Origin of the sequence: Collinsella sp. WCA1-178-WT-3 (M1), assembly GCF_009696325.1 — a bacterium.
Taxonomy (GTDB): domain Bacteria; phylum Actinomycetota; class Coriobacteriia; order Coriobacteriales; family Coriobacteriaceae; genus Collinsella.
Window position 1 is genome coordinate 248707 of record NZ_VUME01000001.1, and the last position, 25709, is coordinate 274415.

General features: G+C 60.5%; 23 protein-coding genes, 2 tRNA genes and 1 riboswitch. Of the genes, 23 read left to right on the forward strand and 2 right to left on the reverse strand.

The genetic code is table 11. From position 1 onward, the window contains the following. Window positions 1-227 precede the first annotated feature (227 nt). From FYJ40_RS01060 to FYJ40_RS01115, 12 genes are all read left to right on the forward strand, one after another. On the forward strand, window positions 228-1871 hold the full coding sequence (locus tag FYJ40_RS01060; RefSeq protein WP_229770604.1) for an amidohydrolase: 1644 nt from the start codon (window positions 228-230) through the stop codon (window positions 1869-1871). A 921-nt stretch (window positions 1872-2792) separates the two neighbouring features. Next, entirely contained in the window at window positions 2793-3086 is a 294-nt protein-coding gene (gene groES / locus FYJ40_RS01065; RefSeq protein ID WP_154514813.1) for a co-chaperone GroES, read from the forward strand. A 96-nt stretch (window positions 3087-3182) separates the two neighbouring features. Further along, window positions 3183-4820 carry a chaperonin GroEL gene (gene groL / locus FYJ40_RS01070; protein ID WP_154514811.1) on the forward strand — a complete coding sequence of 546 codons (1638 nt, stop codon included), beginning with the start codon at window positions 3183-3185 and terminating at the stop codon, window positions 4818-4820. A gap of 369 nt (window positions 4821-5189) precedes the next feature. Next, window positions 5190-5382, forward strand: a riboswitch (FMN riboswitch). A gap of 5 nt (window positions 5383-5387) precedes the next feature. Continuing rightward, on the forward strand, window positions 5388-5978 hold the full coding sequence (locus FYJ40_RS01075) for an ECF transporter S component (protein ID WP_229770605.1): 591 nt from the start codon (window positions 5388-5390) through the stop codon (window positions 5976-5978). Further along, the gene (locus FYJ40_RS01080; RefSeq protein WP_154514807.1) at window positions 5975-7879 is read left to right on the forward strand and encodes an energy-coupling factor transporter ATPase; all 1905 of its coding nucleotides are present in this window, start codon (window positions 5975-5977) and stop codon (window positions 7877-7879) included. The genes FYJ40_RS01075 and FYJ40_RS01080 overlap by 4 nt, the downstream gene beginning before the upstream one ends. Beyond that, window positions 7879-8679: an energy-coupling factor transporter transmembrane protein EcfT gene (locus FYJ40_RS01085; RefSeq protein ID WP_154514805.1), complete on the forward strand. Its 801-nt coding sequence runs from the start codon at window positions 7879-7881 to the stop codon at window positions 8677-8679. The genes FYJ40_RS01080 and FYJ40_RS01085 overlap by 1 nt, the downstream gene beginning before the upstream one ends. A 30-nt stretch (window positions 8680-8709) precedes the next feature. Next, window positions 8710-9156, forward strand: coding sequence for a pyridoxamine 5'-phosphate oxidase family protein (locus FYJ40_RS01090; RefSeq protein ID WP_154514803.1), 447 nt, complete (start codon window positions 8710-8712; stop codon window positions 9154-9156). A gap of 54 nt (window positions 9157-9210) precedes the next feature. Beyond that, window positions 9211-9621, forward strand: a complete 411-nt coding sequence (locus FYJ40_RS01095; RefSeq protein ID WP_370450536.1) for a pyridoxamine 5'-phosphate oxidase family protein — start codon at window positions 9211-9213, stop codon at window positions 9619-9621. Between the two features lie 264 nt (window positions 9622-9885). After that, complete coding sequence (gene argC / locus FYJ40_RS01100; protein WP_154514800.1) at window positions 9886-10956, forward strand: N-acetyl-gamma-glutamyl-phosphate reductase; 1071 nt, start codon at window positions 9886-9888, stop codon at window positions 10954-10956. A gap of 134 nt (window positions 10957-11090) precedes the next feature. After that, window positions 11091-12359, forward strand: coding sequence for a bifunctional glutamate N-acetyltransferase/amino-acid acetyltransferase ArgJ (gene argJ / locus FYJ40_RS01105; RefSeq protein WP_154514798.1), 1269 nt, complete (start codon window positions 11091-11093; stop codon window positions 12357-12359). Window positions 12360-12440: 81 nt separating this feature from the next. Continuing rightward, window positions 12441-13421: an acetylglutamate kinase gene (gene argB, locus FYJ40_RS01110; protein WP_154514796.1), complete on the forward strand. Its 981-nt coding sequence runs from the start codon at window positions 12441-12443 to the stop codon at window positions 13419-13421. 68 nt (window positions 13422-13489) lie between these two features. Beyond that, entirely contained in the window at window positions 13490-14773 is a 1284-nt protein-coding gene (locus FYJ40_RS01115; RefSeq protein ID WP_154514794.1) for an aminotransferase class III-fold pyridoxal phosphate-dependent enzyme, read from the forward strand. Window positions 14774-15121: 348 nt separating this feature from the next. Here FYJ40_RS01115 and FYJ40_RS01120 read toward each other — a convergent pair. Next, window positions 15122-15197: transfer RNA gene (locus FYJ40_RS01120), tRNA-Val, on the reverse strand. A gap of 57 nt (window positions 15198-15254) precedes the next feature. Further along, window positions 15255-17123: an asparagine synthase (glutamine-hydrolyzing) gene (asnB, locus tag FYJ40_RS01125; RefSeq protein WP_154514792.1), complete on the reverse strand. Its 1869-nt coding sequence runs from the start codon at window positions 17121-17123 to the stop codon at window positions 15255-15257. 622 nt (window positions 17124-17745) lie between these two features. Between asnB and FYJ40_RS01130 the strand changes: the two genes are divergently transcribed. The 11 genes from FYJ40_RS01130 (at window position 17746) to greA (ending at window position 25656) form a co-directional block, all read left to right on the forward strand. After that, on the forward strand, window positions 17746-19263 hold the full coding sequence (locus tag FYJ40_RS01130) for a Mur ligase family protein (protein ID WP_154514790.1): 1518 nt from the start codon (window positions 17746-17748) through the stop codon (window positions 19261-19263). 130 nt (window positions 19264-19393) lie between these two features. Further along, entirely contained in the window at window positions 19394-20305 is a 912-nt protein-coding gene (locus FYJ40_RS01135) for an HAD family hydrolase (RefSeq protein WP_154514788.1), read from the forward strand. A 53-nt stretch (window positions 20306-20358) separates the two neighbouring features. Then, window positions 20359-21243 (forward strand): glutamate racemase, encoded by an 885-nt coding sequence (gene murI, locus FYJ40_RS01140; protein WP_117769301.1) that lies wholly within the window; start codon window positions 20359-20361, stop codon window positions 21241-21243. A 52-nt stretch (window positions 21244-21295) separates the two neighbouring features. Continuing rightward, window positions 21296-22021, forward strand: coding sequence for a ribonuclease PH (gene rph, locus FYJ40_RS01145; protein ID WP_117799672.1), 726 nt, complete (start codon window positions 21296-21298; stop codon window positions 22019-22021). 142 nt (window positions 22022-22163) lie between these two features. Next, the gene (rdgB, locus tag FYJ40_RS01150; RefSeq protein ID WP_154514786.1) at window positions 22164-22805 is read left to right on the forward strand and encodes an RdgB/HAM1 family non-canonical purine NTP pyrophosphatase; all 642 of its coding nucleotides are present in this window, start codon (window positions 22164-22166) and stop codon (window positions 22803-22805) included. A 3-nt stretch (window positions 22806-22808) separates the two neighbouring features. Then, complete coding sequence (dtd, locus tag FYJ40_RS01155) at window positions 22809-23255, forward strand: D-aminoacyl-tRNA deacylase (protein WP_117797049.1); 447 nt, start codon at window positions 22809-22811, stop codon at window positions 23253-23255. Window positions 23256-23369: 114 nt separating this feature from the next. Then, window positions 23370-23666, forward strand: a complete 297-nt coding sequence (locus FYJ40_RS01160; RefSeq protein ID WP_118206416.1) for a Veg family protein — start codon at window positions 23370-23372, stop codon at window positions 23664-23666. A 2-nt stretch (window positions 23667-23668) separates the two neighbouring features. After that, window positions 23669-24565, forward strand: coding sequence for a 4-(cytidine 5'-diphospho)-2-C-methyl-D-erythritol kinase (gene ispE / locus FYJ40_RS01165; RefSeq protein ID WP_370450535.1), 897 nt, complete (start codon window positions 23669-23671; stop codon window positions 24563-24565). A 49-nt stretch (window positions 24566-24614) separates the two neighbouring features. After that, window positions 24615-24691: transfer RNA gene (locus tag FYJ40_RS01170), tRNA-Pro, on the forward strand. Window positions 24692-24803: 112 nt separating this feature from the next. Beyond that, window positions 24804-25079, forward strand: a complete 276-nt coding sequence (gene tatA / locus FYJ40_RS01175) for a twin-arginine translocase TatA/TatE family subunit (RefSeq protein ID WP_195838497.1) — start codon at window positions 24804-24806, stop codon at window positions 25077-25079. Between the two features lie 106 nt (window positions 25080-25185). Then, the gene (greA, locus tag FYJ40_RS01185; RefSeq protein WP_006234960.1) at window positions 25186-25656 is read left to right on the forward strand and encodes a transcription elongation factor GreA; all 471 of its coding nucleotides are present in this window, start codon (window positions 25186-25188) and stop codon (window positions 25654-25656) included. Window positions 25657-25709 lie beyond the last annotated feature (53 nt).

The window sequence follows — 25709 nt, forward strand, 5'->3', positions numbered from 1 at the left end:
GGCAGAAATGGTAGAAATGGATACCTCCGTAACCTTGACAGGTCCAAATTGCTTATGCACGCAGCCTTGGATGCGGCTTTCAAGCTTGAAATCTACCATTTCTACCCCGTCCCCAAGGGGCAGACGGGGCCGTTGGGGTTGGGAAAGGTGCCGTTTACCGCTTGACGTTTTGCAGCTGTGGCGGTGGAGTACACTCGGGGGTGTTGAATTTCCTGCCAGAGATGGGGATGCCCATGCAACATATCGATCGGATTATCCGCTCTAAGAACGTCTTTACCTCGCAAGATGGCATCGATACCGCCCGTGAGCTGGCGATTGCCATCGCAGGCGACCGTATCGTCGCAGTCGGCAAGCCCGATGACGTGATCGCCGCCGCTCCTGCCGCCACGCCGGTTATCGACTACGGCGAGCAGTTTGTCTGCCCCGGTTTCCATGACGCTCATCTGCACTTCTTTCATACCTCGGTCGGTTCATCGCCGTATATGCTTATGGATGGGGGCACGTCCGAGGTGGCGCTGGTGCAGCACGTTCTCGAGTTTTCCCAGGATCTGCCCGACGACGCTTGGGTTGTGACGCAGGGCTGGCGCGACTACCGTTGGGACCCGCCCGAGCATCCTACCAAGGCGTCGCTCGATGCGGTATTTCCCGATCGTCCCTGCGTTATGTACTCGGGCGACGGCCACACGCTGTGGCTCAACAGTCGCGCTCTCGAGGCGCTCGGCGTCACGCGCGATAGCGAGCCGCCAGCGGGCGGCAGCTACGACAAGGACGCAAACGGTGAGCTCACGGGCATTGCTCACGAGGCGGCCGCCATGCAGCTGTTGCCGCGCTGCCTTGAGTGGCTGGGCGAAGATCGCATCGCAAGCGCTTACGCCGATCAAATGAGGCGCATGGCCGAGCAGGGCATCACCTCGATCTGCGACATGTCGCTCATGCCCATGCCGGGCTGCGATTTTATCCGCGACGACGTCTACGACAAACTGCAGACAGCCGGCAAGCTGGGCATTCGTGCCCATCTGTTCCCCACGCTGCTGGATGACCAGTCGCGTCTAGAAGAGCTGCAGGAACGTTACGCGAACAACGCACTGCTTTCGGCGCCGGGCTTTAAGCAGTTCTTTGATGGCGTGTCGAGCGAACATACGGCATATCTCACCGAGCCCTATACCAATCCGCGCTTCCCGGGCGACCAAGGCCGTCTGACGGTTTCCGCCGAGCGCATGCGCAAGCTGGTTCTGGCGGCTGCGGAGCGCGGCCGCGCCGTGCGCATCCACGTTATCGGCGACGGTGCGATTCATGCCGCGCTGGATATCTTCGAGGAAGCCGCCGGTCTGTACGGCCTGCCCCAGCACGGCCACAACACGCTCGAGCACCTGGAGAACCTCCTGCCCGAGGACATCGATCGCCTGCGCAAGCTCAACGTCGTCGCCTCGAGCCAGCCCTGCCACATTACGCTCGACCCGGGTGGACCGGAGCGCGATTTGGGCTTGGAGCGCAGCCGCATCATGTGGCCGTTCGCAACCTATAAGCAGCGCGGCATTCGCCAAGCCTTCGGTACCGACAGCCCCATCACGCCCGTTACCAGCATGGACGTGCTCTACACGGCTATCACGCGCCAGGACCCCAAAAGCCACTGGCCCGAGGGCGGCTGGTTGCCGAGCGAGCGCATCGACGCGGCAACGGCTTTGCGCAACTACACCTTGGGCAGCGCCTATGCGGCAGGCGACGAGCAAAACCTCGGCAGCTTGGAGCCCGGCAAGTATGCTGACCTGGTAGTCTTGGACCAAAACCCGCTCACCGTTGACCCCCAAGAGCTGCAAGCCACCAAGGTTCAGGCCACCTACCTGGCGGGTAACGTAATCTACGAGCGCTGATGCTCATGCCGTGTCGTTAAACGCGGCCCGGGCGACTTATTTTGGGATGGCGCTCGAGCCACGTCTGCATATCGGTGGGGACTCGTTATGAGCGTCCCTGCTCTGCCGGATTTGTGCGTGGGGTGGAGGCGCTGCTGCCCCGCGCGTTCAAATTGGACATTTGCAATGCTGCCTCATGGTGTTTTGCATACTTCCCATTACAGATTGCATAAAAAGGTTGGGATGTTCTTTCTGGCCCTGATGTACCCCCGCCTGGGCCGTGCAAAAAACGGAGTATTCAGCACTGCGAGCTCTGCCGGCGCCGTTGCGGTCGGGTAATGTCATGGGGATTGATGTCATTTTGGCGTCCGGGCAGGCACGAGGCATGCCTTTATGCCCTGATGGGGTCTGCCTGCCGACCCAAATCGCCGGTCGAAGGCGTCCTTGGGACCAATAAGATGTGTCTGGCGCGTATACAGCCATCCTGGTCTGCTGAATACTCCCAAAAATGCACGGTGCTCCCCAGGGGACCCGTGCGTGCAGCGAAAGCCATGCCCATGTTCCCATCTGCATCGCCATTTTGCTGCACTGGCGTTTCTGAATGCCGCGCCCGAACTAGTTAACTTGGCTCCCGTGTGGCGCCGGAGGGGCGGGATATAAGGTTTATCGCGAGTTCCGCACGAGCCGAAGGCCACGTAATGTGGCCTTCGTGCGAGCAGGACTGCCCGAGCAGGAAACCTTATGCCCCGCCCCTCCGGCGCCACACGGGAGCTGCGCACAAGTTATCCCCCCGGCATTCAGAAAATCTAAGTGCCAAAAAATAAGATTTTTTGACTCTGTGTTGTATAACCCGCCATTCGTGGGTACCATTCAACGCGTACGCAAACAAATAGGGTTAATTCGCGTGGCATAACCACGCGGCCCAAAAAGGAGGAGACAAGCATGTCGTCTTTGAAGCCGCTTGCAGATCGTGTTCTGGTCAAGCCCGACGAGGCCGAGCAGAAGACCGCTTCTGGTCTGTATATCGCCAGCAACGCTCAGGAGAAGCCGCAGCGCGGCACCGTCATTGCCGTTGGCGCTGGCAAGGTCAACGACAAGGGTGAGCGCATCCCCATGGACGTCAAGGAGGGCGACGTTGTCATCTACGGCAAGTTCGGTGGCAACGAGGTCAAGGTCGACGGCGAGAAGTATCTGCTGATGCGCGCCGACGACATTTACGCCGTCGTCGAGGCCTAGTCTCATCAGGCTCTCTGATTCGTCTTTGAACGCGGTCGCCGCATAGGACTCGGAAGCGGCGACGTGAGTCACATTTCTTTTGGAGGATTACCTACCATGGCAAAGAACATTACGTTCAATACCGATGCCCGCGCTAAGCTCGCCAAGGGCGTCAACACTCTGGCCGATGCCGTTACCGTCACCATGGGCCCCAAGGGCCGCTATGTCGCCCTGCAGCGCACGTTCGGTGCCCCGACCATCACCAACGACGGCGTTTCCGTCGCCAAGGAGATCGAGCTCGAGGACAACATCGAGAACATGGGTGCCCAGCTGGTGAAGGAGGTCGCCACCAAGACCAACGACACCGTGGGTGACGGTACCACCACCGCAACCCTGCTCGCTCAGGCCATCGTTAACGACGGCCTGCGCAACGTCGCCGCTGGCGCCAACCCGCTGGCCATCCGTCGCGGCATCGACAAGGCCGTCAACGCCGCCGTCGCCGAGATGAAGAAGCAGGCCAAGCCGGTCGAGACCAAGGAGCAGATTGCTTCCGTCGGTACCATCTCCGCCGGTGACCCCGAGGTCGGCGAGAAGATCGCCGAGGCCATGGAAGTCGTGGGCAAGGACGGCGTCATCACCGTCGAGGATTCCCAGACGTTCGACATCACCATCGACACCGTCGAGGGCATGCAGTTCGATAAGGGCTACGTCTCCGCTTACTTCGTCACGGACAACGACCGCATGGAGGCCGTGATGAAGGATCCGTACATCCTCATCACCGACCAGAAGATCTCCAGCGTCCAGGACATCATGCCTGTTCTCGAGGCTGTCCAGCGCGCTGGCCGTGGCCTGCTCATCATCGCTGAGGACATCGACGGCGAGGCTCTGCCCACCCTCGTCCTCAACAAGATCCGCGGCGCCCTCAACGTCTGCGCCGTCAAGGCTCCGGGCTACGGCGATCGCCGCAAGCGCATTCTCGAGGACATCGCCGTCCTCACCGGTGGTCAGGCTGCTCTGGACGAGCTGGGCGTGAAGGTCGCTGACATCACCGCCGATATGCTCGGTACCGCTAAGTCCGTCACCATCTCCAAGGACAACACCGTCATCGTCGGCGGCGCTGGCTCCAAGGAGGCCATCGACGCCCGTATTGCTCAGATCAAGGGCGAGATGGAGAACACCACCTCTGACTTCGACCGCGAGAAGCTCCAGGAGCGCCTGGCCAAGCTCTCCGGTGGCGTTGCCGTCATCAAGGTCGGCGCTGCCACCGAGTCCGAGCTCAAGGAGATCAAGCACCGCGTCGAGGACGCCCTGCAGGCAACCCGCGCTGCTGTCGAGGAGGGCATTGTCGCTGGCGGCGGCGTCGCCTTCATGGACGCTGTTCCTGCGCTCGATGCAGTCGAGATCGACGACCCCGAGGAGAAGATCGGCGTCGACATCGTCAAGAAGGCTCTGACCGCTCCGGTCGCAACCATTGCCAAGAACGCTGGCTTTGAGGGCGCTGTCGTGGTCGACAAGGTCGCCGAGCTGCCCGCTGGCCAGGGTCTCAACTCTGCCAGCGGCGAGTGGGGCGACATGATTGAGATGGGCGTCCTCGACCCCGTCAAGGTCAGCCGCGTCACCCTGCAGAACGCTGCTTCTGTCGCCAGCCTGATCCTCATCACCGAGGCCACGGTTTCCGATGTGCCCAAGAACACTCAGCTTGAGGATGCTATCGCTGCTGCTACCGCTGGTCAGCAGGGCGGCGGTATGTACTAAGGCCGACAAGGTCTAGAACTCCCACCGGGAATCCCGGGGGCGTGACGGGGTTTCTCTCCGGAACGTCCTCGGACATGCAAAGAGGCTCCGCATCGCGCTTCGCGCTGCGGAGCCTCTTTGCGTCCTGCGGAATGTTCCGGAGAGAAACCCCGTCACGCCCCCGGATCCCCTGCGTTTACGGCCTTGAAGTCGGCTCGCGGAGAAGGACGTGGTTGTTGGGGATACGTATCCCGGACGCTGTTTCGCGCTTTGCGCGAAAGGCGCGTTACTGTGGGATGGGTGGGGAACGTGGTTATTGCGGCAACTGATCCCCACCATAAATTACCTTTGGCGTACTTGCGCGAAAGCCTGCCCGTGCTAGACTTGGAATTGCTGTTTCAGGGCGGGGTGAAATTCCCCACTGGCGGTAAATCGGACGGTGCCAGAGGGGCGCCGTGGCGCAGGCGAGGTACCTGCGTCCGAGCCGATGAGTCCGCGACCCGTGCGTGCGTTGGTTCGCATGTCGGCTGAACTGGTGAGATCCCAGTACCAACGGTTAGAGTCCGGATGAAAGAGGCAGGTGATCTTATGTCTGAACAGTCGCAGCATATCCATTTTGAGAACACGAATAGGTGGAGCACCAAACAGCTCGTTACCATGGCGCTGATGTGCGCCTTGGGCGCCCTGTTTATGTACGTGCAGCTGCCCATCCTTCCTTCGGCGCCGTTTTTGACCTACGACCCGTCGCTGGTGCCGGCGATGGTGTGCGGGTTTGCGTATGGTCCCGGCGCCGGTACTGCTGTTGCCGCTATGGCTATCGTTATTCACGCGCTCACCACGGGTGACTGGGTCGGTGCGCTTATGAACCTGGTTGCCACGCTGGGCTACATTCTGCCCGCGGCTATCGTCTACCAGAAGATGCATACCTATAAGGGTGCCGTGATTGGCCTGGTGTTCGGCGTCATTGCCGCTACGGCGCTGTCTATGGTTGCAAACCTTACCATTGGCGTATGGTTCTGGTATGGCTCGGTCGATGCGATCGCTCCGCTCATGGTTCCTGCCGTGCTGCCGTTCAACCTTATCAAGACCGTGCTCAACTCGGTGCTCACGCTTGCAGTGTACAAGGCGGTCTCCAACCTCATCACGCCTAAAAAGAACCAGGTCAAAGGCCGCGCATGATTGATTGTCGAGGCGTTTCCTTTAGCTATGACGGTGTCACGCCGGCGCTCGACGGTATCGATCTGAACATCGAGGATGGCGAGTTTTTCTGCATCCTCGGCGGCAATGGGTCGGGCAAGTCGACGTTTGCCAAGCATCTGAATGCGCTGCTGCAGCCCGATGCAGGAACGGTGCGTATCAACGGCATGGACGCGTCCGATCCCGAGCTGGTCTACGACATCCGCTCGACTGCGGGCATGGTGTTCCAGAATCCCGACGACCAGATTGTGGCGACGCTTGTCGAGGACGATGTTGCGTTTGGTCCCGAAAACCTTGGCGTGCCATCGGCGCAAATTGCGCAGCGCGTACGCGAGGCGCTGAAGGGTGTGGGCCTGGTGGGCTTTGAGCGCCACGAGACCCATGCACTTTCGGGCGGCCAAAAGCAGCGCGTGGCGCTTGCCGGCGTGCTCGCCATGGAACCGCGAGTGCTCATTTTGGACGAGGCTTCCTCGATGCTCGATCCGCGTGGACGTAAGGGCCTCATGAAGGTTTGCCGCGCGTTGCGCGATCGCGGCATGACCATCGTGATGATTACGCACGTTATGGAAGAGGCCGCCGAGGCCGATCGTGTCGCGGTGTTTCGGGCGGGGCGCGTCGCCATGCTCGGTGCGCCCGAGGAAATCTTGACGCGGGCGGACGAACTTGCCCAGCTCAACCTGGATATGCCGGCGTCGTGCTGTCTAGGTAGGGCACTCCGCGCGAAGGGCGTACCCGTTTGCGTGCAGGTACGTGAGGCGGATATGGTCGCCGAGATTGCACAGGTTTATGCTGAGCGGAGCGGGGCGGACGTCGCTGGGCGGCCCTCCGCATCCGATTCTCGTGTGCTTGACCATGCATCCTCTGCAGCCGACGGGATGGTCGCGTCGGAACCCGTCATCGAGATTTCGCACCTCTCGCATAGTTACTCGCTGAGCGCCCGCGAGCGCCGCCGATGGCGCAAGCGCTCGACCACTGTGGGCGCATCGGGCAAACAGACTCTTTGGGGCAACGATCCAAACAGCCCCTGGGCGCTACGTGATGTTTCGCTGACGGTGCGTCGCGGCGAGTTTCTGGGCCTGGCGGGTCATACCGGCTCGGGTAAATCAACGCTGGTTCAGCATCTCAACGGGCTGATTCGTCCACAGGAGGGGAGCGTTTGCGCACTGGGACTCGACCTATCAAGCAAGAAAGGCGCCTCCGCGGTTAAGGCCAAGGTCGGCGTGGTGTTTCAGTATCCCGAGCGCCAGCTATTTGCCGAGACCGTGGCGCAGGACGTGGCGTTTGGCCCGCGCAACCTTGGCCTGCCGCAAGACGAGGTAGTTCGCCGTGTCGCAACATCGCTTGCGCGCGTGGGCCTCGACCTTGCTGCGATAGGCGACAAGAGCCCCTTTGAGCTTTCGGGCGGTCAGCAGCGCCGCGTGGCGTTTGCCGGCGTGCTCGCCATGGAGCCCGAGGTCCTGGTGCTCGACGAGCCCATGGCGGGGCTCGATCCGGCTGCGCGCAGGGATTTCCTGGAGCTCATCGATCGGCTCCATCGTGAGGGCCTGACTGTTGTCATGGTTTCGCACAGCATGGATGACCTGGCAAATTGTTGTGACCGTATCGTTGTGATGAACGAGGGCGCGGTGTTTGCCGATGGAACGCCCGCACAGGTTTTTGCGCACGCGAACGAGCTCAAATCGATCGGTTTGGGCGTTCCCGCTGCGCAGCGCATGGCATTGTCGCTCGTGCAAGCCGGTGTGCCGCTCCGCTGCGACAAGCTTTATACGGTTGAGGCGCTGGCCGACGAGTTGGCCGGCATGCTGCTAGGCTGTGCGGACGGACCTTTGAGGGCGTCGCGTCAGGCTGGTTCCAAGATGGCCACGCAAGAGGAGGGCTGCTAATGGAGGCATTCTCATTTGGCAGCTACTATCCGGGGGAAAGCGCAGTGCATCGCCTGGATCCGCGTACTAAGTTGCTCCTAGGTTTCGCATTTCTGATCACTGCGCTCACCGTCGGCAGCTTCCGCGGGCTGGTTCCGATCGCAATTTTTGTCGTGCTGGTCTATGTCGCGGCCCGGGTTCCGTTGCGTCGGGTCCTATCGTCGATGGCACCACTGCTGGCGATTGTCGTGGTGGTCGCGGTGCTCAACCTGTTTTCCGATCAGAGTGGCCGCATTTTGTGGCAGTTTGGCTTTTTGCAGGTGAGCGAGGGCTCGCTGCGTTCTGCGACGTTTATGGCGTGTCGCCTGACGATGATGATGGCCGGCATGAGCGCCATTACGCTCACCACGCCGACGCTCGACCTCACCGCGGGTTTTGAGCGCCTGCTCGCACCATTCGCGCGCGTGGGGCTTCCGGCGCACGAGCTCGGCATGATTATGGGTATCGCACTGCGGTTTATGCCACAATTTGCCACCGAGATGAAACAGACGGCCGATGCACAGGCAAGCCGTGGCGCGCGCGTGACGGGCGGTCCGCTCGGTGGCGTGCGCATGCTCGGCAGTGTGGCGATTCCGCTGTTTACTGGCGTGTTCCGTCATGCCGAGACGCTTTCGGCCGCCATGGATGCGCGCTGCTATCACGGCGAGCGGGGACGCACGCGTCTGCATGCGCTTACGTTTGGCCGCGGGGATGCACTGGCCGCGGTGGCGATGGCGCTGCTGGTGGCATGCGTTGTCGTTATCAATCTTCAACTCGTCTAAGCTCGATTCGAGCGCAAGAAAGGGGTCTCTATGACCGACATCGATCGCACGGCTCAGCTCGAGCGCGTCTGCTCGTATCTCAGACGCATTCCGGCGTGGTATCTTGCCACGACCGATGCAAACGACGGGCATCAGCCCCGCGTGAGGCCGTTTTCGTTTGCCATGGTCGATAACGACAAGCTGTGGTTTTGCACGTCGCGCGACAAGGACGTGTGGGCGGAGTTGAGCAAGAATCCCAAGTTTGAGGTATCGGGCTGGAAGCCGGGGGAGTGCTGGATCGTGTTAACTGGCGAGGCCGCACTCGAGGACGATGCATTCGTGAGTGACAAGGTGCGCCAGACGGGCTTTAAGCACATGGTGGGCATTGGCGAGCAACACGATAGTGCCAACGATGGCCGCCTTGCGTTCTTCTCGGTCCGCAACATTGCCGCGCGGTTCTGCGATATCGACGGCAGCGAAGAGCTCCTCGAGCTTTAATTTCCCAAATTAGCTGCCCATTCCAAAAAGACTGGTCAGATGACAGGAGGAAACGTGGACGGATTGAATGCGGTGCTGGAGTATCTGACGTCGGTGCCGGCGTGGTACCTAGCGACGAGCGTGGACGGGCAGCCGCATGTGCGTCCGTTCTCGTTTGCGCAGATTCAGGACGGCAAGCTGTGGTTTGTAACGGCGCGCACCAAAGATGTGTGGCAAGAGCTGCTGCAAAACCAGCGCTTTGAGGCCACGAGTTGGTGGCCGGGCCATGGTTGGTTGATCCTGCGCGGACGTGCGGGTCTGGACGACCGGGCTTCGGATGAAATGCGCGAGGCCGGGTGGAAGCATCTTGAGCGCTTGAGCGAGCACTATGAGGGGCCTAACGATCCCACGCTCGTCTTCTTTAGCGTCGAGGACCCCGAGGCTTTTATCTGCAATCACGACGAATGGGTTCCGGTCGAGCTCTAGGCTGCTCTGGGCGACCCTTAAGTTTGGTATTCCGTATAAGGTGGGCTCTGCATTGGCCAGCAGCATGATGCGCTGCGGCTAATGCAGAGCTCGATTATTTTTTTGTCAATTCTTTCAAGCGAATGTGTCGGGTATGTTTCAATGCATGAAGACACAAATTATTTGCGTAAATATGCATTCTCGGGTGCTAAAGTTTCAACCTACCTCATAACGACAGCTGCGGAATGCGCAACGACGCATAAGACCGCAGACAAGGAGTCCGATATGTCTTTAAAGGTTGGAATCGTCGGCGCGGCTGGATATGCCGGTGCTGAGCTTATTCGCCTCGTGCTCGGCCATCCCGAGTTTGAACTTGTTGCCATTACGTCCAACGCCGATGCCGGCCAGTTGCTGTCCGCGGTGTATCCGAGCTTTGCTGGCGTGAGCGATCTGGTTTTCACCACGCATGACGCCCCTGAACTCAAGAGCTGCGATGCGGTTTTTCTCGCCGTGCCGCACACGGCTGCCATGGCACAGGTGCCCGCTCTGCTTGCATCGGGTGTCTCTTGCTTTGATCTTTCGGCCGATTACCGTCTGAGCGACGCGTCCGTCTTTGAGACATGGTATGCCGCCGAGCACACGAGCCCCGAGTTGCTTAAAACACGTGCCTTCGGTCTGCCCGAGTTGTTCTACCAGGACTTAGAGACCGCTGCTTCCAGCCATGCCGCTGGCAAGCCCGTACTGGTCGCCTGCGCCGGTTGCTATCCCACCGCAACGAGTCTTGCTGCCGCGCCTGCCGTGCGTGCGGGCTGGGTGGCCCAGAGCGGCCCCGTAGTCGTCGACGCCATCAGTGGCGTGACGGGTGCCGGTAAGTCGTGCAACACCCGCACCCATTTTTGCAGCGCGGACGAGAATCTGGAGGCCTATGGCGTAGGAAAACATCGCCATACGCCAGAAATCGAGCAAATTCTGGGCCTTACCGATCGCGTCGTCTTTACTCCGCACCTGGCACCGCTCAAGCGCGGCCTGCTCTCTACGGTGACGCTGCCGCTCGCAACGCAGGCTCTCGAAGCGCTGACTCTTGAGGATGCCGTCGACCATTACAAGAAGTTCTACGCCGGTCGTACCTTTGTGCGCGTGCTCGATGCCGGCCAGCAGCCCAAGACGGCTTCGGTTGTCGGTACCAATGCCGCCCAGATCGGCCTTGCGCTCAACAAGCGTGCGGGCGTGCTGGTGGCGACGGGCGCCATCGACAATTTGTGCAAGGGCGCTGCGGGCCAGGCGGTCCAGTGCGCCAACATCGTCTTTGGTTTTGACGAGCGACGAGGCTTGCCCACAGTGGCGTGCCCGGTGTAGCACATTCGATTATTAACGATTTGGTAGTCGGGTATCGAGTTTGGCGCCACTTTTAAGCTGGTCTCATGATTGTGGCTGGCATGGCGCACCAACCGATGCCCATTTTTTGTTTGACATAAGGAGTCGTAAAGACGATGAATGCTGAGCAGTTCGATATCAAGATCCGTGCCGTAGAGGGCGGCGTAACGGCGGCAGCCGGCTTTAAGGCGGCGGGCATCCATGCCGGATTCCGCAAGAATCCCGAGCGCCTGGATTACGCGCTCGTTGTGCCCGATAAACCCTGTCCCGGGGCCGGCGTGTTTACGACTAACCGCTTTTGTGCGGCGCCCGTGCAGGTGAGCCGTGCCAACCTGGGCGGTACGGACAAGGGCTATGGCATCATCGCCGGTGTTTCAATCAACTCCGGCAACGCGAACGCCGCCACGGGCGAGACCGGTCTTGCCTGTGCGCGTGAGACGTGTAACATCGCCTCGCAGGTCATTGGCTGTGAACCCCAACAGATTTTAGTTGCCTCCACGGGCGTGATCGGACAGATTCTGCCGATCGACACGTTTGAGACGGCAATTCCGTCCGCCTACGAGGCACTCTCTGCCCATGGCGGCGCCGATGCAGCCCGTGCCATCATGACGACCGATACGCATTCCAAGGAGTATGCCGTGTGTTACCGCAGCGAGGCCGCGGGGCACGCAGGCAATACCTATACGGTGGGCGGCATGTGCAAGGGATCGGGCATGATCATGCCCAATATGGCCACCATGATCGCGGTCATTACTACCGATGCCCCCGTCGAGTCGGCGGCGCTCCACACCCTACTGCTCTCGACCGTTAAACAGACCTTTAATAAAGTGACGGTCGATTCCGATACCTCGACCAACGACACCTGTATCATGCTGGCTTCTGGCGCTGCCGCCGCGGATGACGAGGCCATCGTCGAGGGCACTGACGCCTTTGACGAATTGGCCTTTGCCGTTCACGAGGTGTGCGAGAGCCTGGCGCGTAACATCGCGGCCGATGGCGAGGGTGCGTCAAAGCTCGTGACGGTTAACGTCACCGGCGCCGCCAACGACGAGGAAGCCGATATCGCCGCCCGCGCCGTCGCCAACTCGCCGCTCGTCAAGACCTGCATCGCTGGCCACGACTGCAATTGGGGTCGCGTTGCCATGGCGCTCGGCAAGTGCGGCGTAAAGTTTAATCAGGAAGACGTTTCCATCGACATGATGGGCATGCCCGTCTGCCGCGATGGCCTGACTGTTCCTTTTGACGAGGACGAGGCCCTGCGACGTTTTGAGGCGCCCGAGATCGTGATTTCGGCCGACCTGGGTGCAGGCGACGCGGCAACGACCGTGTGGACCTGTGACCTCACGCACGAGTACATCTCAATCAATGGTGACTACCGCTCCTAGACTCCAGGCACGCTGCGCATCTCGCCGCGATTGCGGGCAGCGGAGCACAGCGCGATAACGATACGAAAGACGAGGCAGATTATGAAATTCGCACGCGATTGTCGTTCGAGCGAATCCAACGAAGCAACTGCGCAGCTGCTGTTCGAAGCGCTGCCGTGGATTAAAAACCTGACCGGCAAGACGGTCGTTATCAAGTATGGCGGGGCCGCCATGGTAGACGAGCAACTGCGTCGCGACGTGATGAGCGACATCGTTTTGCTCAAGATTATCGGCATGTGCCCCGTCATCGTGCATGGCGGCGGTAAAGCCATCAACGAGGCGCTGAGCCATTACGATATGCCCGTCGAGTTTAAGAACGGTCAGCGCGTGACCACGCCGGCGACCATGGATATCGTGCGCGAGGTGCTGGGCGGCAAGGTTAACCAGGAGCTGGTGGCGGCAATCAACCACCACGGTAACTTGGCCGTGGGCGTATCGGGCAGCGACGCCGGCACGCTCATCGCCGAGCCGCTCGACCCCGAGCTCGGACGCGTGGGCAAAGTGACGCATGTCAACACCGACTACATCGAGCACTTGCTCGATAGCGAGTATATTCCCGTCATCGCTACCGTTGCGGCGGGGGAGGACGGTGGCTTCTTCAATATCAACGCCGACACCGCCGCCGGTGCCGTTGCGGCGGCGCTCCACGCGCACAAGGCGATCTTTTTGACCGACGTCGACGGCCTGTACAAGGACTTTAGCGATAAAGACTCGCTCATCTCCAACCTAACGCTCGACGAGGTTAATGAGATGCTCTACGGTGGCGAGGTCGATAAGGGCATGATTCCCAAACTGCGCGCGGCCGTCGATGCGCTTGTCGGCGGCGTATTTCGCGCTCACATCATTAACGGTACCACGCCGCATTCGCTGCTCCTGGAGCTGCTGACCGATGCCGGCGTCGGCACCGTGATCCACTCTACCGAGACGGCCTACGAATTTGATACGCACCCGCACCCGCTTTCGACCTTTGCGGCGCGCCTGACCGAGAACCTCGACGAGGTCGAGAAGCTCCAGACGGTCTAGCTGGTTAGAAATCGTCACACCGTTACACCCACAGTCCGCGCCGCCTGGCGCTTAACGAAAGGCATCTCATGTCACTTGCAGCTCAACAATCGCTCGAATCCCACTACGTTATGCAAACCTTTGGCCGCTCGCCGGTCGAGTTTGTCGAGGGCCACGGCATGAAGCTCACCGGCGACGATGGTCGCGAATATCTCGATTTTCTTGCAGGTATTGGCGTATGCAGCCTAGGCCACGGCAACCCGGCGGTGCTCTCGGCGCTCGAGGCCCAGGCCAAAAAGCTCCTGCATGTCTCCAACTACTTCTACATTGAGCAGCGCGGCCAGGTCGCGGCGTTGCTGTCCAAGCTCGCCAACGACGATGCGGACGGTGCGCGCGTGCTTGCCGACGCGATTGCCGCTGGCGACGAGACCACGGCGGCGGCGCTTGGCGCTCCGGCTGCGGGCGAGCAGGTGTGGGAGACGTTCTTTGCCAATTCCGGTGCCGAGGCCAACGAGGGGTCTATGAAGCTCGCGCGTCTGTATGCCAAACGTGCCGGCAACGGTGGCAACACCATCGTGTGTATGCGCGGCGGATTTCATGGTCGTACGCTCGAGACCATTGCGGCGACCATGCAGGATTGGCTGCAGGACAGTTTCCGCCCGCTGCCGGGTGGCTTTGTGGCATGCACACCCAACGATGTAGATGAACTGCGCACAATCTTTAAGCAGCTGGGAAGCGAGATTTGCGCTGTGATGCTCGAGCCGATCCAGGGCGAAAGCGGTGTGCATCCCATGACCGAGGAGTTTATGGCGGCGGCGCGCGACTTGGCACACGAGGTAGGTGCCGTGCTTATCGCCGATGAGGTCCAGTGTGGTATTTTCCGCTCCGGCAAGCCGTTTGCGTTCCAGACTTATGGTGTGGAGCCCGATATCATGAGTCTTGCCAAGGGCATCGCCGACGGCGTGCCCATGGGTGCCGTGGTGGCAAAGAAAGAAATCGCTGACATCTTTAAGCCCGGCGACCATGGTTCGACCTTCGGCGGCAGCTGCTTGGCCATCGCGGCGTGTGCCGCGACGCTCTCCGCGCTTGTGCGCGGTGACTACGCAGACCATGCCGCCAAGGTGGGTACCTATATGGAGGCAAGGCTCGCCAAGCTGCCGCATGTTACCGAGGTGCGTGGTCGCGGCCTAATGCTCGGCTGCGATTTGGACGATGCTGCGGGTGATGCGCACGACGTTGTGGCTCGCGCATTGGTGGCTGGTGCCGTGATTAACGCTACAGGTGCACATACACTGCGCTTCTTGCCGCCGCTCGTGTGCGAGGAAGCCGATGTAGACAGCCTAATCGAGATACTGGCGGGTGTTTTAGCTTAGCGCCATCAGGCATAGCAGTTTGAAGCGGGTTCCAGACCGTCACGTGCCGTTTGGCGCACGATTGGGCGAACTGGAGCCCGTTTTGCTATCGATTTACCATGGCTGGGATAGGCCGTATGCAAAAAAGAAAGGCCCCCATCGCTGGAGGCCTAACAATTCAGTGGTGGGCGATGAGGGATGTCCGCGTGCGGCTGGCGCCGCCCGCGCCCCGCTTCGTCGCTCCGCTCCTCGCGTGCTGCGCTGGAAAACGCTTCGCGTTTCCTCAGCTCCGCACCCTTGCGGGTTCGAATCCCTCTGCACTGGGCGCAAACAAAAACGGTCCCCTTGCGAGGACCGTTTCCAATTCAGTGGTGGGCGATGAGGGATTCGAACCCCCAGCCTTGTGCGTGTAAAGCACCTGCGCTAACCGTTGCGCCAATCGCCCGCGGGAATTGAGTATAGCGGAAACCCTGCGGGGTTCACCGCTAATTCATAACGAAATCTAAGCGGAGACTTCGGTGCCCTTGTTCTCGTCGATAAAGAAGCGCTTGTACCAAATGAGGAACGTCAGCGTGGTGTAGATCTTGCGCTGGTTGAGCGCGCGGCCCTCAAAGTGATCGTCGAGCAGCTTCATGAGCGCATCGGTGTCAAAGAAATCGGCAGCCCACGGTGCGGTGAAGTACTCCTTGACGTAGTCGTAGTATTTCTGCTCGCGCAGCCAGAACTTAACTGGCACCGGGAAGCCAACCTTCTTGCGTGTTGCCCACTCATCGGGCAGCGTGCGATTGGCGGCGTGGCGCAGGACAAGTTTGCAGCCCTCTTCGTTGACACGGTAGTTGGCGGGAATATGCTCGGCGAACTCCATGACCTTTTTGTCCAGGAACGGAACGCGGAGCTCCAGGGAGTGTGCCATGCACATCTTGTCTGCCTTGAGCAGGATGTCGCCCGGAAGCCACATGTTCATATCCAGGTATTGCTTCTTAGAGAGCTCGCAGCAGTCGGGGACCTGCTTGTAGTACTCTGCGCACATTTCGGAGGCGTTCTTGCCGGTGTCGTAAGCTGGCTTGAGAACCTCGTCAACCTCGGACGGGTCGAACACCTTTGCCTGGCCCACGTACCAGCGCTCGGGGACCTCGGCGCACTTGGTCAGGAAGTTGTGACCCTTAAAGTAGGGGAGATGCTGAACGAGCGAGCCCAGGGCACGGCGCACGCCGAGCGGCACGCGCTTCTTGAAGGATCGCATCTCGGGGGTGTCCTCGTACCACTCGTACCCGGCAAACAGCTCGTCGGCGCCCTCGCCCGAAAGGACGACGGTAACTTCCTCGGCGGCCATCTGTGCCAGATAGTACAGCGGTACGCTGGAGAGGTTCGATTGCGGCTCGTCCATGTGGTACTGGATATCGGGTAGCGCGTCGAAGAACTCGTCGGCGGTGATCATCTTGCGCACGTTCTTAATGCCAAGCTTGTCGGAAAGCTCGGCGGCGTAGTTGGTCTCGTTGAAGTTCTTGTAGTCAAAGCCGACGGAATACGTGGTGTCGGGCATGAGGCAGGCGGCAATGTAGCTGGAGTCGACGCCGCCGGAGAGGAACGAGCCAACTTTAACATCGGCGATGCGGTGCGCGGCAACGCTCTCGTGCACGACCTTGTCGCACTCGTCCACGTACTCCTCGAAGCTCTTGGAGTTGTCATCGGTAAAGTCGCAGCTCCAGTAGCGCTTGATATCCATAGTGTTGGTCGTAAGGTCGTACGTAAAGCAATGCGCGGGGGCAAGCTTGAACACGCCCTTAAAGAACGTCTCCTCCGTGGCAGGGAACTGCAGCGTGAGGTAGGGACGCAGCGCGTCGCGGTTGACGGCCTTCTCAAACTTGGGGTGGTCCAGGAAGCTCTTGATCTCGGAGCCAAACAGCAGCGAGCCGTCGGAGGCCCGGTAGTAATAGAACGGCTTGATGCCAAAGATGTCACGGGCGCCGAAGAGCTTGTTCCTGTTCTGGTCGTGAATCACGAACGCATACATGCCGCGCAGGCGGTTGACCAGGTCCTCGCCCCACTCCTCGTAGCCGTGCACCAGGACCTCGGTGTCGGCGTTGCAGTGGAAGACGTAGCCGGCAGCCTCGAGCTCGGCGCGAAGCTCCTGGAAGTTGTAGATCTCGCCGTTGAAGACGATGGTGACCTTGCCGTCATCGCTCGACATGGGCTGAGCGCCAGCCTCGGAAAGGTCGAGAATCGAAAGACGGCGGAAGCCGAGGGCGACGTTATCGACGATGTGCTGGCCACCCATATCCGGCCCGCGATGGATGATGCGATTCATCATGGCCGTGAGAACCAGCTCACTCTGTTCATCTGTACCGGTAAAACCGACAAAACCGCACATGCAAGATCCTTTCTGCTGACGGCTTAGGTCCGCTGCCGCAAGGTTTGCAGCAGTCGATATCAATCAATCCTTACTATCATGCCAATCTTTTGCTTCGTGATGGGGCATAAGCGCCGAGGGGACCGAAAAACCACGGCCCGCACGTTGGGTGAAGCGGCGGGCCGCGACTACGATGATTACTGTGTGCGAGAGCGCGAGAGGGGCTAGCGCTTGCCGCGCTCGGCAAGGCGGTGCCCTACCTTGGTGACGACGTGGATGAGCGGAATCGTCACAACCAGATAGTAGAGTGCGGCGCAAATGTAGGGTGTGATGTTGCCCGTGGTGGCCGTGAGGTTTTTTGGAGAACAGCATGAGTTCCATGACGCCGACGCTCGAAAGCAGCGACGTGTCCTTGTAGAGCATGACAAACTCACTGGTCATCCCCGCATCGCGCGCATTTGTAGGGCGGGGGTTTTGTTATTTCGAATTAACCGTGCGCTGGTCCTTGCAAGTTTTTAGGGTGCTGAGACACTCGCAAGGTCAGGTGGCATATTAGGATGGTTGATAATACAGGGGCGCGACCGGATTCATCTGGGACGGTTTTTGCTCTTTTAAGGTTAGGTTTAGCGAGAAAGGTCGTTATATGTCGGGTACGACGAAGGAGAAGCTGGCTTTGATGCGCTATGTGGAGCTGCTCGAGGCCGAGGCCCTTGTTGTTTCCAAGCCGGATACTCTTTGCGACCAGCGCATCGAGTTTGCGACCGACGACTCGCGCCAGGTGCGCCCGGGTACATTGTTTGTCTGCAAGGGCCGTGCGTTCAAGCCCGAGTATCTTGTCTCGGCGATTGCCGAAGGCGCCGTGGCGTACGTGTCCGAGGTCGATTACGACGTCGATATTCCCGCTGTGATCGTCAACGATATCCGCCGCACGCTCGCTGTGGTGGCGGACGCCTATTACGGTCATCCCTCGGGCAAGGTGAAGGTCTGCGCTTTTACGGGCACCAAGGGCAAGTCGACCTGCAGCTTTTATCTGCGTGGCATTCTTGCCAACGAGGCTAAGCTCACGGGCCGTCATCGACCAGCCCTCAACACGGGTATCGAGTTCGATGACGGTATCGAGGTCGGTCCTTCTAAGCTAACGACCCCCGAGTCCTTCCTTTTGCAGTCGCGTATCGCACATGCCGCCGAGGCGGGCGCTCCGTGGCTGGTCATGGAGGCGTCGAGCCAGGGCCTCAAATACGAGCGTACGGGCAAGATTGACTTTGAAGTGGGCGCCTTTACCAATATCGGTGAGGACCATATCTCGCCGATCGAGCACCCCACGCTCGAGGATTACTTTGCCAGCAAGCTCAAGATTTTTTCGCAGAGCCGCTTTGCCGTGGTCAACCTCGATATGGACCACGTCGACCGCGTGCTCGAGGCGGCGTCCCGCTGCGAGCGCACGGTGACGTTCTCGCTGACCGATGGACGCGCCGACGTGCGTGCGTTGGCCATTCGCAACGGCGATTGCGGCGTGATCGCCACGGTCCGCACGCCGCGCTTTACGCGTGACATCGTGATCCCCACGCCCGTCAAGTTCAACGTGTCCAATGCGCTTGCCGCGATTGCCTGCGCCGAGGCCCTCGGCATTTCCGAAGAGGGCATCGTCCATGGCTTTGAGGGCGTCTTTGTTCCCGGTCGCATGGAGCTCTATCCGTCTGCATCGGGCAAGATTTTGGGCGTCGTTGACTATGCGCACAACGGCATGAGCCTCGAGACGCTTTTGCGCGACCTGCGCGAGAACTATCCCGAGCGCGAGCTGGCGGTTGTCTTTGGTGCAACGGGAGGCAAGGGTGTCGATCGCCGTACTACGATGGGTATCGCTGCCGGCAAATACGCCGATCGCATCGTGATTACCGAGGATGACCCGGGCCCCGAGGACGTCGAGGACATCTGCGCCGAGATCGCGCGCAATGTCCAGGCGCAGGGAAACGATAGCTGGCAGATCGTGTGCGACCGCGCCGCCGCTATCGAGACGGCGGTGCGCGAGACCGACCGCCCCGCTGTGGTTATCGTGACCGGCAAGGGCGAGGAGGAGTGCATGCTGCGTAAGAACGGACCCGAGCCCTGCGAGCGTGATGGCTCGGTTCTCAAACGTATCCTTGCGGCGTACGGCGCCTAAGCGCCGCTGCCTTTAGGATGGCGTTTGCGGATTCTCGACGCCCGATGATGCAGTGTCTCTCAAGCGTGTTCACCTTAGGGAAAACGCGGTACCAAGATTAAGCCTTTTCTACGTAATAAATGGAGTGACCATGTCCCACAACACCCTGCCGACCGTTGCCGAGCTTTCGGGCGAGATGCGCGAGCGCCTTGCCAAGGTCAAGTACGTCTTTACCGATCTGGACGCCACGATGCTCGCGCCCGGCTCGTGCGTGCTGCGCGACAACGACGGCAATCCCTCGACCAAGCTCGTCGAGGCCGTCGTGGCGCTTGCCCGCGCTGGCATCCAGGTAATTCCCACCTCGGGTCGCAACCGCACCATGATCCACGAAGATGCCCGCGTGCTCGGCCTCAACTCCTACATTGGCGAGATGGGTGGCCTGGTCATGTACGACCTCAAGGCCAACGACTGGGAGTATCTGACCGGCGACATGCCTTACGACCCCGCCTGCGGCCTTACGCCGCACCAGGTGATTGAGCAGACCGGCGTGTGCGAGAAGATTCTCGCTCGCTGGCCGCACAAGATCGAGTACCACAACGACATGTCGACTGGCTATAAGTACCGCGAGGTCACCGTCGGCATGCGCGGCGATATTCCCGATGACGAGGCGCAGGCCATCCTCGACGAGGCCGGCTGCGGTCTGGTCTGGGCCTGCAACGGCCACTTGACTCATCTGTCCAAGCCGACGACCCTCGAGCTCGATCGCGTCGAGGACGGTCGTGCCTTTAACATCAATCCGTCGGGTCTCGACAAGGGCGTGGCGGTCGCGCGTTTCTGCGAGCATCTGGGCATCGAGCGCGACGAGACGCTGGCACTCGGCGATTCCGAGTCTGATTTCTACATGGCCGACCACGTGGGCACGTTCTGCCTGGTCGAGAACGGTCTGACCAGCGTCGGCGCGCCCGAGTTTCTTGCGTCCTGCGATAACGCCTTTGTCACGCGCGGCAGGATCGTTGACGGCTGGGCGGCGACGGCGGAGCTGCTCGTCGCGGCCCGTTCATAGCGCAGTGCCGTTACGCTTGGCCATATCTTTTCGAGAGAGAATCTGGTGAGGTAATGTCCGATATCGAGAATCTGGCCGGTGATACGCGCCCCATCGGCGTGTTCGACTCGGGCCTGGGCGGCTTGACGGTTGCGCGCGCGATTGCGACGGCGCTTCCGCACGAGTCCGTCTACTACTTTGGCGATACCAAGCGCTGCCCTTACGGCACCCGCACCGAGGACGAGGTGCGCTCGTTTGCGCTACAGGCGGGGCGCTGGCTTTCGAGACACGACGTCAAGATCATGGTCATCGCCTGCAATACGGCGACGGCAGCGGCGCTTCGCCTGGCTCAGCAGGTGCTCGATGTCCCCGTGATTGGCGTAATCGCGCCGGGCGCGCGTGCCGCCATCAACAGCACCCGCACGCGCCGTGTGGGCGTGCTCGCCACCAACCTCACCATCCGCTCGGGCGCCTACACGCGCGCCATCCAGGACTTGGATGCCGGCGTGGACGTGTATGGCTGCCCTGCCTCGAGCTTTGTCGAGGTTGTCGAGCACGAGCTCGCCTCGGGCGCGCATCTGCAGGAGCAGTGGCTCGAGAACGAGGATATTTTTGATACGCCAGCCGTTCGCGCGCTGGTCAACGCCACAGTCGAGCCACTGCACGATCGTGGCATCGATACCGTGGTGCTCGGCTGTACGCACTTTCCGCTGCTGGTGGGCCCCATCCGTCATGCGTTGGGGCCCGGGGTGCGCGTGGTGAGCTCCGCCGAGGAGACCACTCGCGAGCTGACCGATATCCTCACGCGCCGTGAGCAGCTGGCGGGCAACACCGCCGAGCCGCAGCATCGCTTTGCCACCACGTCCGACAACATTGCCGAGTTTGCGGTGGCGGGCAGCTTTATCTTTGGCCAGCCGCTCAAAAGCATCGAGCATGTCGATATCGACGAACTCGGTTAGGCACGCAATGTCGCCGGAGTCTTCGCCACTCTTTTGCCGAAAGGATAGTTCCATGGAATATATGCAGGTCAACCGCGCCAACGGCCGCGCCGCAAACGAGCTGCGTCCCGTTAAGCTCACCCGCGGCGTCATGAAGCACGCCCACGGCTCGTGCCTGGCAGAGTTTGGCGACACGCGCGTGCTGTGCGCCGCCACCATCGAGGAGGGCGTTCCGGGCTGGCGCAAGGGCGCCAAGGCCGGTTGGGTAACGGCGGAATATGCGATGCTGCCGGCGTCGACCGGCAAGCGCTGCAAGCGCGAACATGCCAACCGCAAGGGCCGTTCCATGGAGATCGAGCGCTTGATCGGCCGCAGCCTGCGCACCGTCGTCAATATGAAGGCGCTCGGCGAGTACACCGTTACCGTTGACTGCGATGTGATCCAGGCCGATGGCGGCACGCGTACGGCGAGCATCACCGGCGCCTGGGTGGCGCTGCACGACGCCCTTGCCATGTGGGTCGAGGCGGGCAAGCTCGAGCGCATTCCGCTTACCGGTCAGGTTGCCGCTATTTCCATGGGCGTCGTCGACGGCAACACCCTGCTCGACTTGGATTATTCCGAGGACAGCCACGCCGAGGTCGACATGAACCTCGTCGCCACCGACTCCGGCGAGATGATCGAGCTCCAGGGTACCGGCGAGCAGGCACCCTTCGACCGCAAGCGTCTCAACGCCCTGCTCGATCTGGGCGACAAGGGCATCGCCGAGCTCATCGAGCTTCAGCGTCAAGCCCTCGCCTAACCTGCCAAAAGGGGATGTTGATTTTGGCAGGTTTAATCTGCGAAAACGCCGAAGTATAAGATTGCCGTTGATTGAGAGGGGAGAGGCCGAGGCCCTCGTCGTCCTCTACACGGCATTGCTATAAGAGACAAGGAGGCCAGCTATGGCACTTGAGAAGATTGATATCGACACCCTCGACCCGGCGGCGACCATTGTTGTGGCCACGGGTAACGCCCATAAGCTCACCGAGATCGAGGCCATTTTGGGCAAGGTCATGCCCGAGGTGCGCTTTGTGGCGCTCGGCCAGCTGGGCGATTTTGAGGACCCCGAGGAAAACGGCACGACGTTTTTGGAGAACGCCATCATCAAGGCGCAGGCTGCGGTCGAGGAGACGGGCCTTATGGCCATCGCCGACGATTCCGGCTTGGTTGTCGACGCGCTGGACGGCGAGCCGGGTGTGTATAGCGCGCGTTATGCGGGCGTACACGGCGATGATGCCGCCAACAATGCCAAACTTCTCGTTAATCTGGAAGGCGTGGCAGACGAGGATCGCACCGCACGCTTTATGAGCGTCGTTGCGCTCATCGACCAAAACGGCCTGGTCACCTATGGCGAGGGCGCCTGCGAGGGCGTTATCGCACACGAGGGCCGCGGCGACCACGGCTTTGGCTACGACCCGCTGTTCCTGCCGGTCGATACGCCGGGCAAAACTATGGCCGAGCTCACAGCGGATGAGAAGAACGCCATCAGCCATCGTTTCCATGCACTCGAGCACCTGTCCGCCAAACTCACGGGCGAGGAGTAGGCCGTGCGTGCGGTGGTGCAGCGCGTGCTCAACGCCGGTGTGACGGTCGACGGCGAGTGCGTGGGCCGCATTGGGCGCGGCTATCTGGTATTGCTGGGTGTGGGCCATGGCGATACGCGTGCCGAGGCCGATAAACTATGGGGCAAGCTCCGCGGGCTGCGTATCAACGAGGACGAGAACGGCAAGACTAACTTGGCGCTTGCCGATGTCGACGGCGAGGTGCTCGTGGTGTCGCAGTTTACGCTGTTTGCCGATTGCCGCCACGGCCGTCGTCCGTCGTTTACGGATGCTGGCGCGCCCGATGTCGCCAACGAGCTTTATGAGTACTTTCTGACGCTCGTCGCCCAGGACGTCGACCACGTGGCGCACGGCATCTTTGGCGCCGACATGAAAGTCGACCTGGTCAACGACGGCCCGTTCACCATTGTCCTCGATACCGACAATCTGTAAGTAGCCTAATTAGCTACTTGCGTGGGGTTGTAACAGGGTGCTATAGTATTAGAGTTTTGTCTATCTTAGGGGTATTATCCCCTTTTTGAATTGCACCCTCTGGAGGCCCTGTTCATGGAAGAGATGGAAGTCAATTACGTCGACGACATCCACGAGAAGCTGACCGATATGGTGGGCGATCGCGTCAAGGTGAAGGCCAACATGGGCCGTACCCGCGTTGTCGAGCGCATGGGTACCATCAAGAGCGTCCACCCGGCTGTCTTTATCGTCGAGGTTGACGAGCGCCGCGGCCGCAAGTCGCGTCAGTCCTACCAGTACATCGACGTCCTTACCGGTCAGGTTGAACTGTTCGACCCCGAGAGCGGCGAGCACATCTTTACTCCGCTCGGCAACCAGCTCGAGGAGCATTAACGGTGACCGATCGGTCCCTCATCCTTACTGCGCCGGCAAAGATTAACCTCTACCTGGGGGTTCATACCGAGCGCGATACCCGCGGCTACCACAACGTCGATTCCCTGATGGCAGCTGTCGGCCTAGCCGATACCGTGACGGTCACGCCGGCGCAGGCGTTGACCGTCCAGACGGTTCCGGCATCAGATTTTCCCATGCAAAAGAATACTGCCTACCGCGCCGCCGTCGCCATGGCCGATCATTTCGGGCGCGAGGCAAACGTGTGCGTGACGATTGAGAAGCGCATCCCGCTGTGCGCCGGCCTGGGCGGCCCCTCGACGGATGCCGCGGCGGTTATCGTTGCCCTGGCTGAGCTGTGGGGCATCGACCGCACTGATCCTGCGCTGGATGAGATTGCGCGTGGCATCGGCGCCGACGTGCCGTTCTTTTTGCATACGAGCCCCGCATTCTACGTGGGTGGGGGAGACGTTCTGGCAACTGAGTACCCCGCGCTTCCTGTGACGCCCGTTGTGCTGGTCAAGCCGCGGGAGGCGAGCGTTTCGACAATTGAGGCCTATCGACGTTTTGACGAGGCCCCGGTGTCCGCGACTGCGCCCGGCGCCATTGCATCGGCTCTTCGCGTGAGTGATGCGAAGATGGCGTATTCGCTCATCCATAACAACTTGGGCGTCATTTCTGCTTTGATGGAGCCGCAGATCCAGGCGGTTCTCGACTGGCTGCGCGCACAGGAGGGAACCGTTGCCGTGGACGTGTGCGGGTCGGGTGCCTGCTCGTTTGCCATTTGCGACACCGCCGCCACGGCCGAAAGGCTTGCCGGGGCTGCCCAGCAAAATGGCTGGTGGTCCTGCGCGACTGAGCTTATTCCCAACACGGTTCAAATCGACGCGCCAAAGAAATAAAAATTTCTCTAGCACGCGGCGAAAAACTTTGTTACTATAGTCGAGCTAACGGGTTGTGGCTCAGTTTGGTAGAGCACTGCGTTCGGGACGCAGGGGTCGCTGGTTCAAATCCAGTCAACCCGACCAGAGCATGAGAAGGGACCGCTTCTTGCGGTCCCTTTTTTTAGCTATTGTTGTGATACCGCGATACCCGCGGTATACTCATTCGAGCTTGTCTCGCTGTTTTGTGGAGGTCTACATGTTTGGACTGAGGGCTCCTGAGCTCATCATCATTCTCGTCGTTGTCCTGATTATCTTCGGGCCCAAGAACCTGCCGAAGCTCGGCAAGTCCCTCGGCTCTACCGTCAAGAATATCCGCGAGGGTATGGAGGGCGACGATAAGGACGAGACCAAGCAGGCCGAGGACGTTGTGGTCGAGGAGTCCGAGGAGGACAAGAAGATCGCAGAGCTCGAGGCCCAGCTCGCCGCCGCCAAGAAAAAGAAGGCAGAGGACGGCGACGCGGACGCAGAGTAGTCCCATCCCTTTGGGGTGAGCACCTGACCGGCTTGCCCGCAGGCTAGCCGGTCTTTTTCGTTATGTTGACAGTTGATTGTTACATCATAGTTGGGGAGATATCCGTATGGACGCAAGCCAGATCGTACTGACCGCTGAGGGCCGCCAGAAGCTCGTCGAGGAGCTCGCTTGGCGTGAGGGCGATTACGCCAAGGAGATCGTCGAGGACATCAAGGAAGCCCGCGCGTTTGGCGACCTTTCGGAGAACTCCGAGTACGATGCCGCCAAGGACAAGCAGGCTCAGAATGCTGCTCGCATTGCCGAGATTCAGGCTATTCTCGCCAACGCTCAGGTTGCTGCCACCACGGGCGATCTGACCGTCTCCATCGGTTCCACCGTTTCGCTGATTGATCCCAACGGTGAGGTCATGGAAGTCACGCTCGTCGGTACCACCGAGACCAACTCGCTCGAGCACAAGATCTCCAACGAGTCCCCGGTCGGCCACGCCATCATCGGCCACGGCGAGGGCGACTCCGTCGAGGTCGTTACGCCTTCCGGCAAGACTCGCGTCTACACCATCGCCAAGATCGCACGCTAGACCACGGTCCCGCGTAAAGGTTTGTTTTCGCTCCCTGGGACCGAATCCTGGGG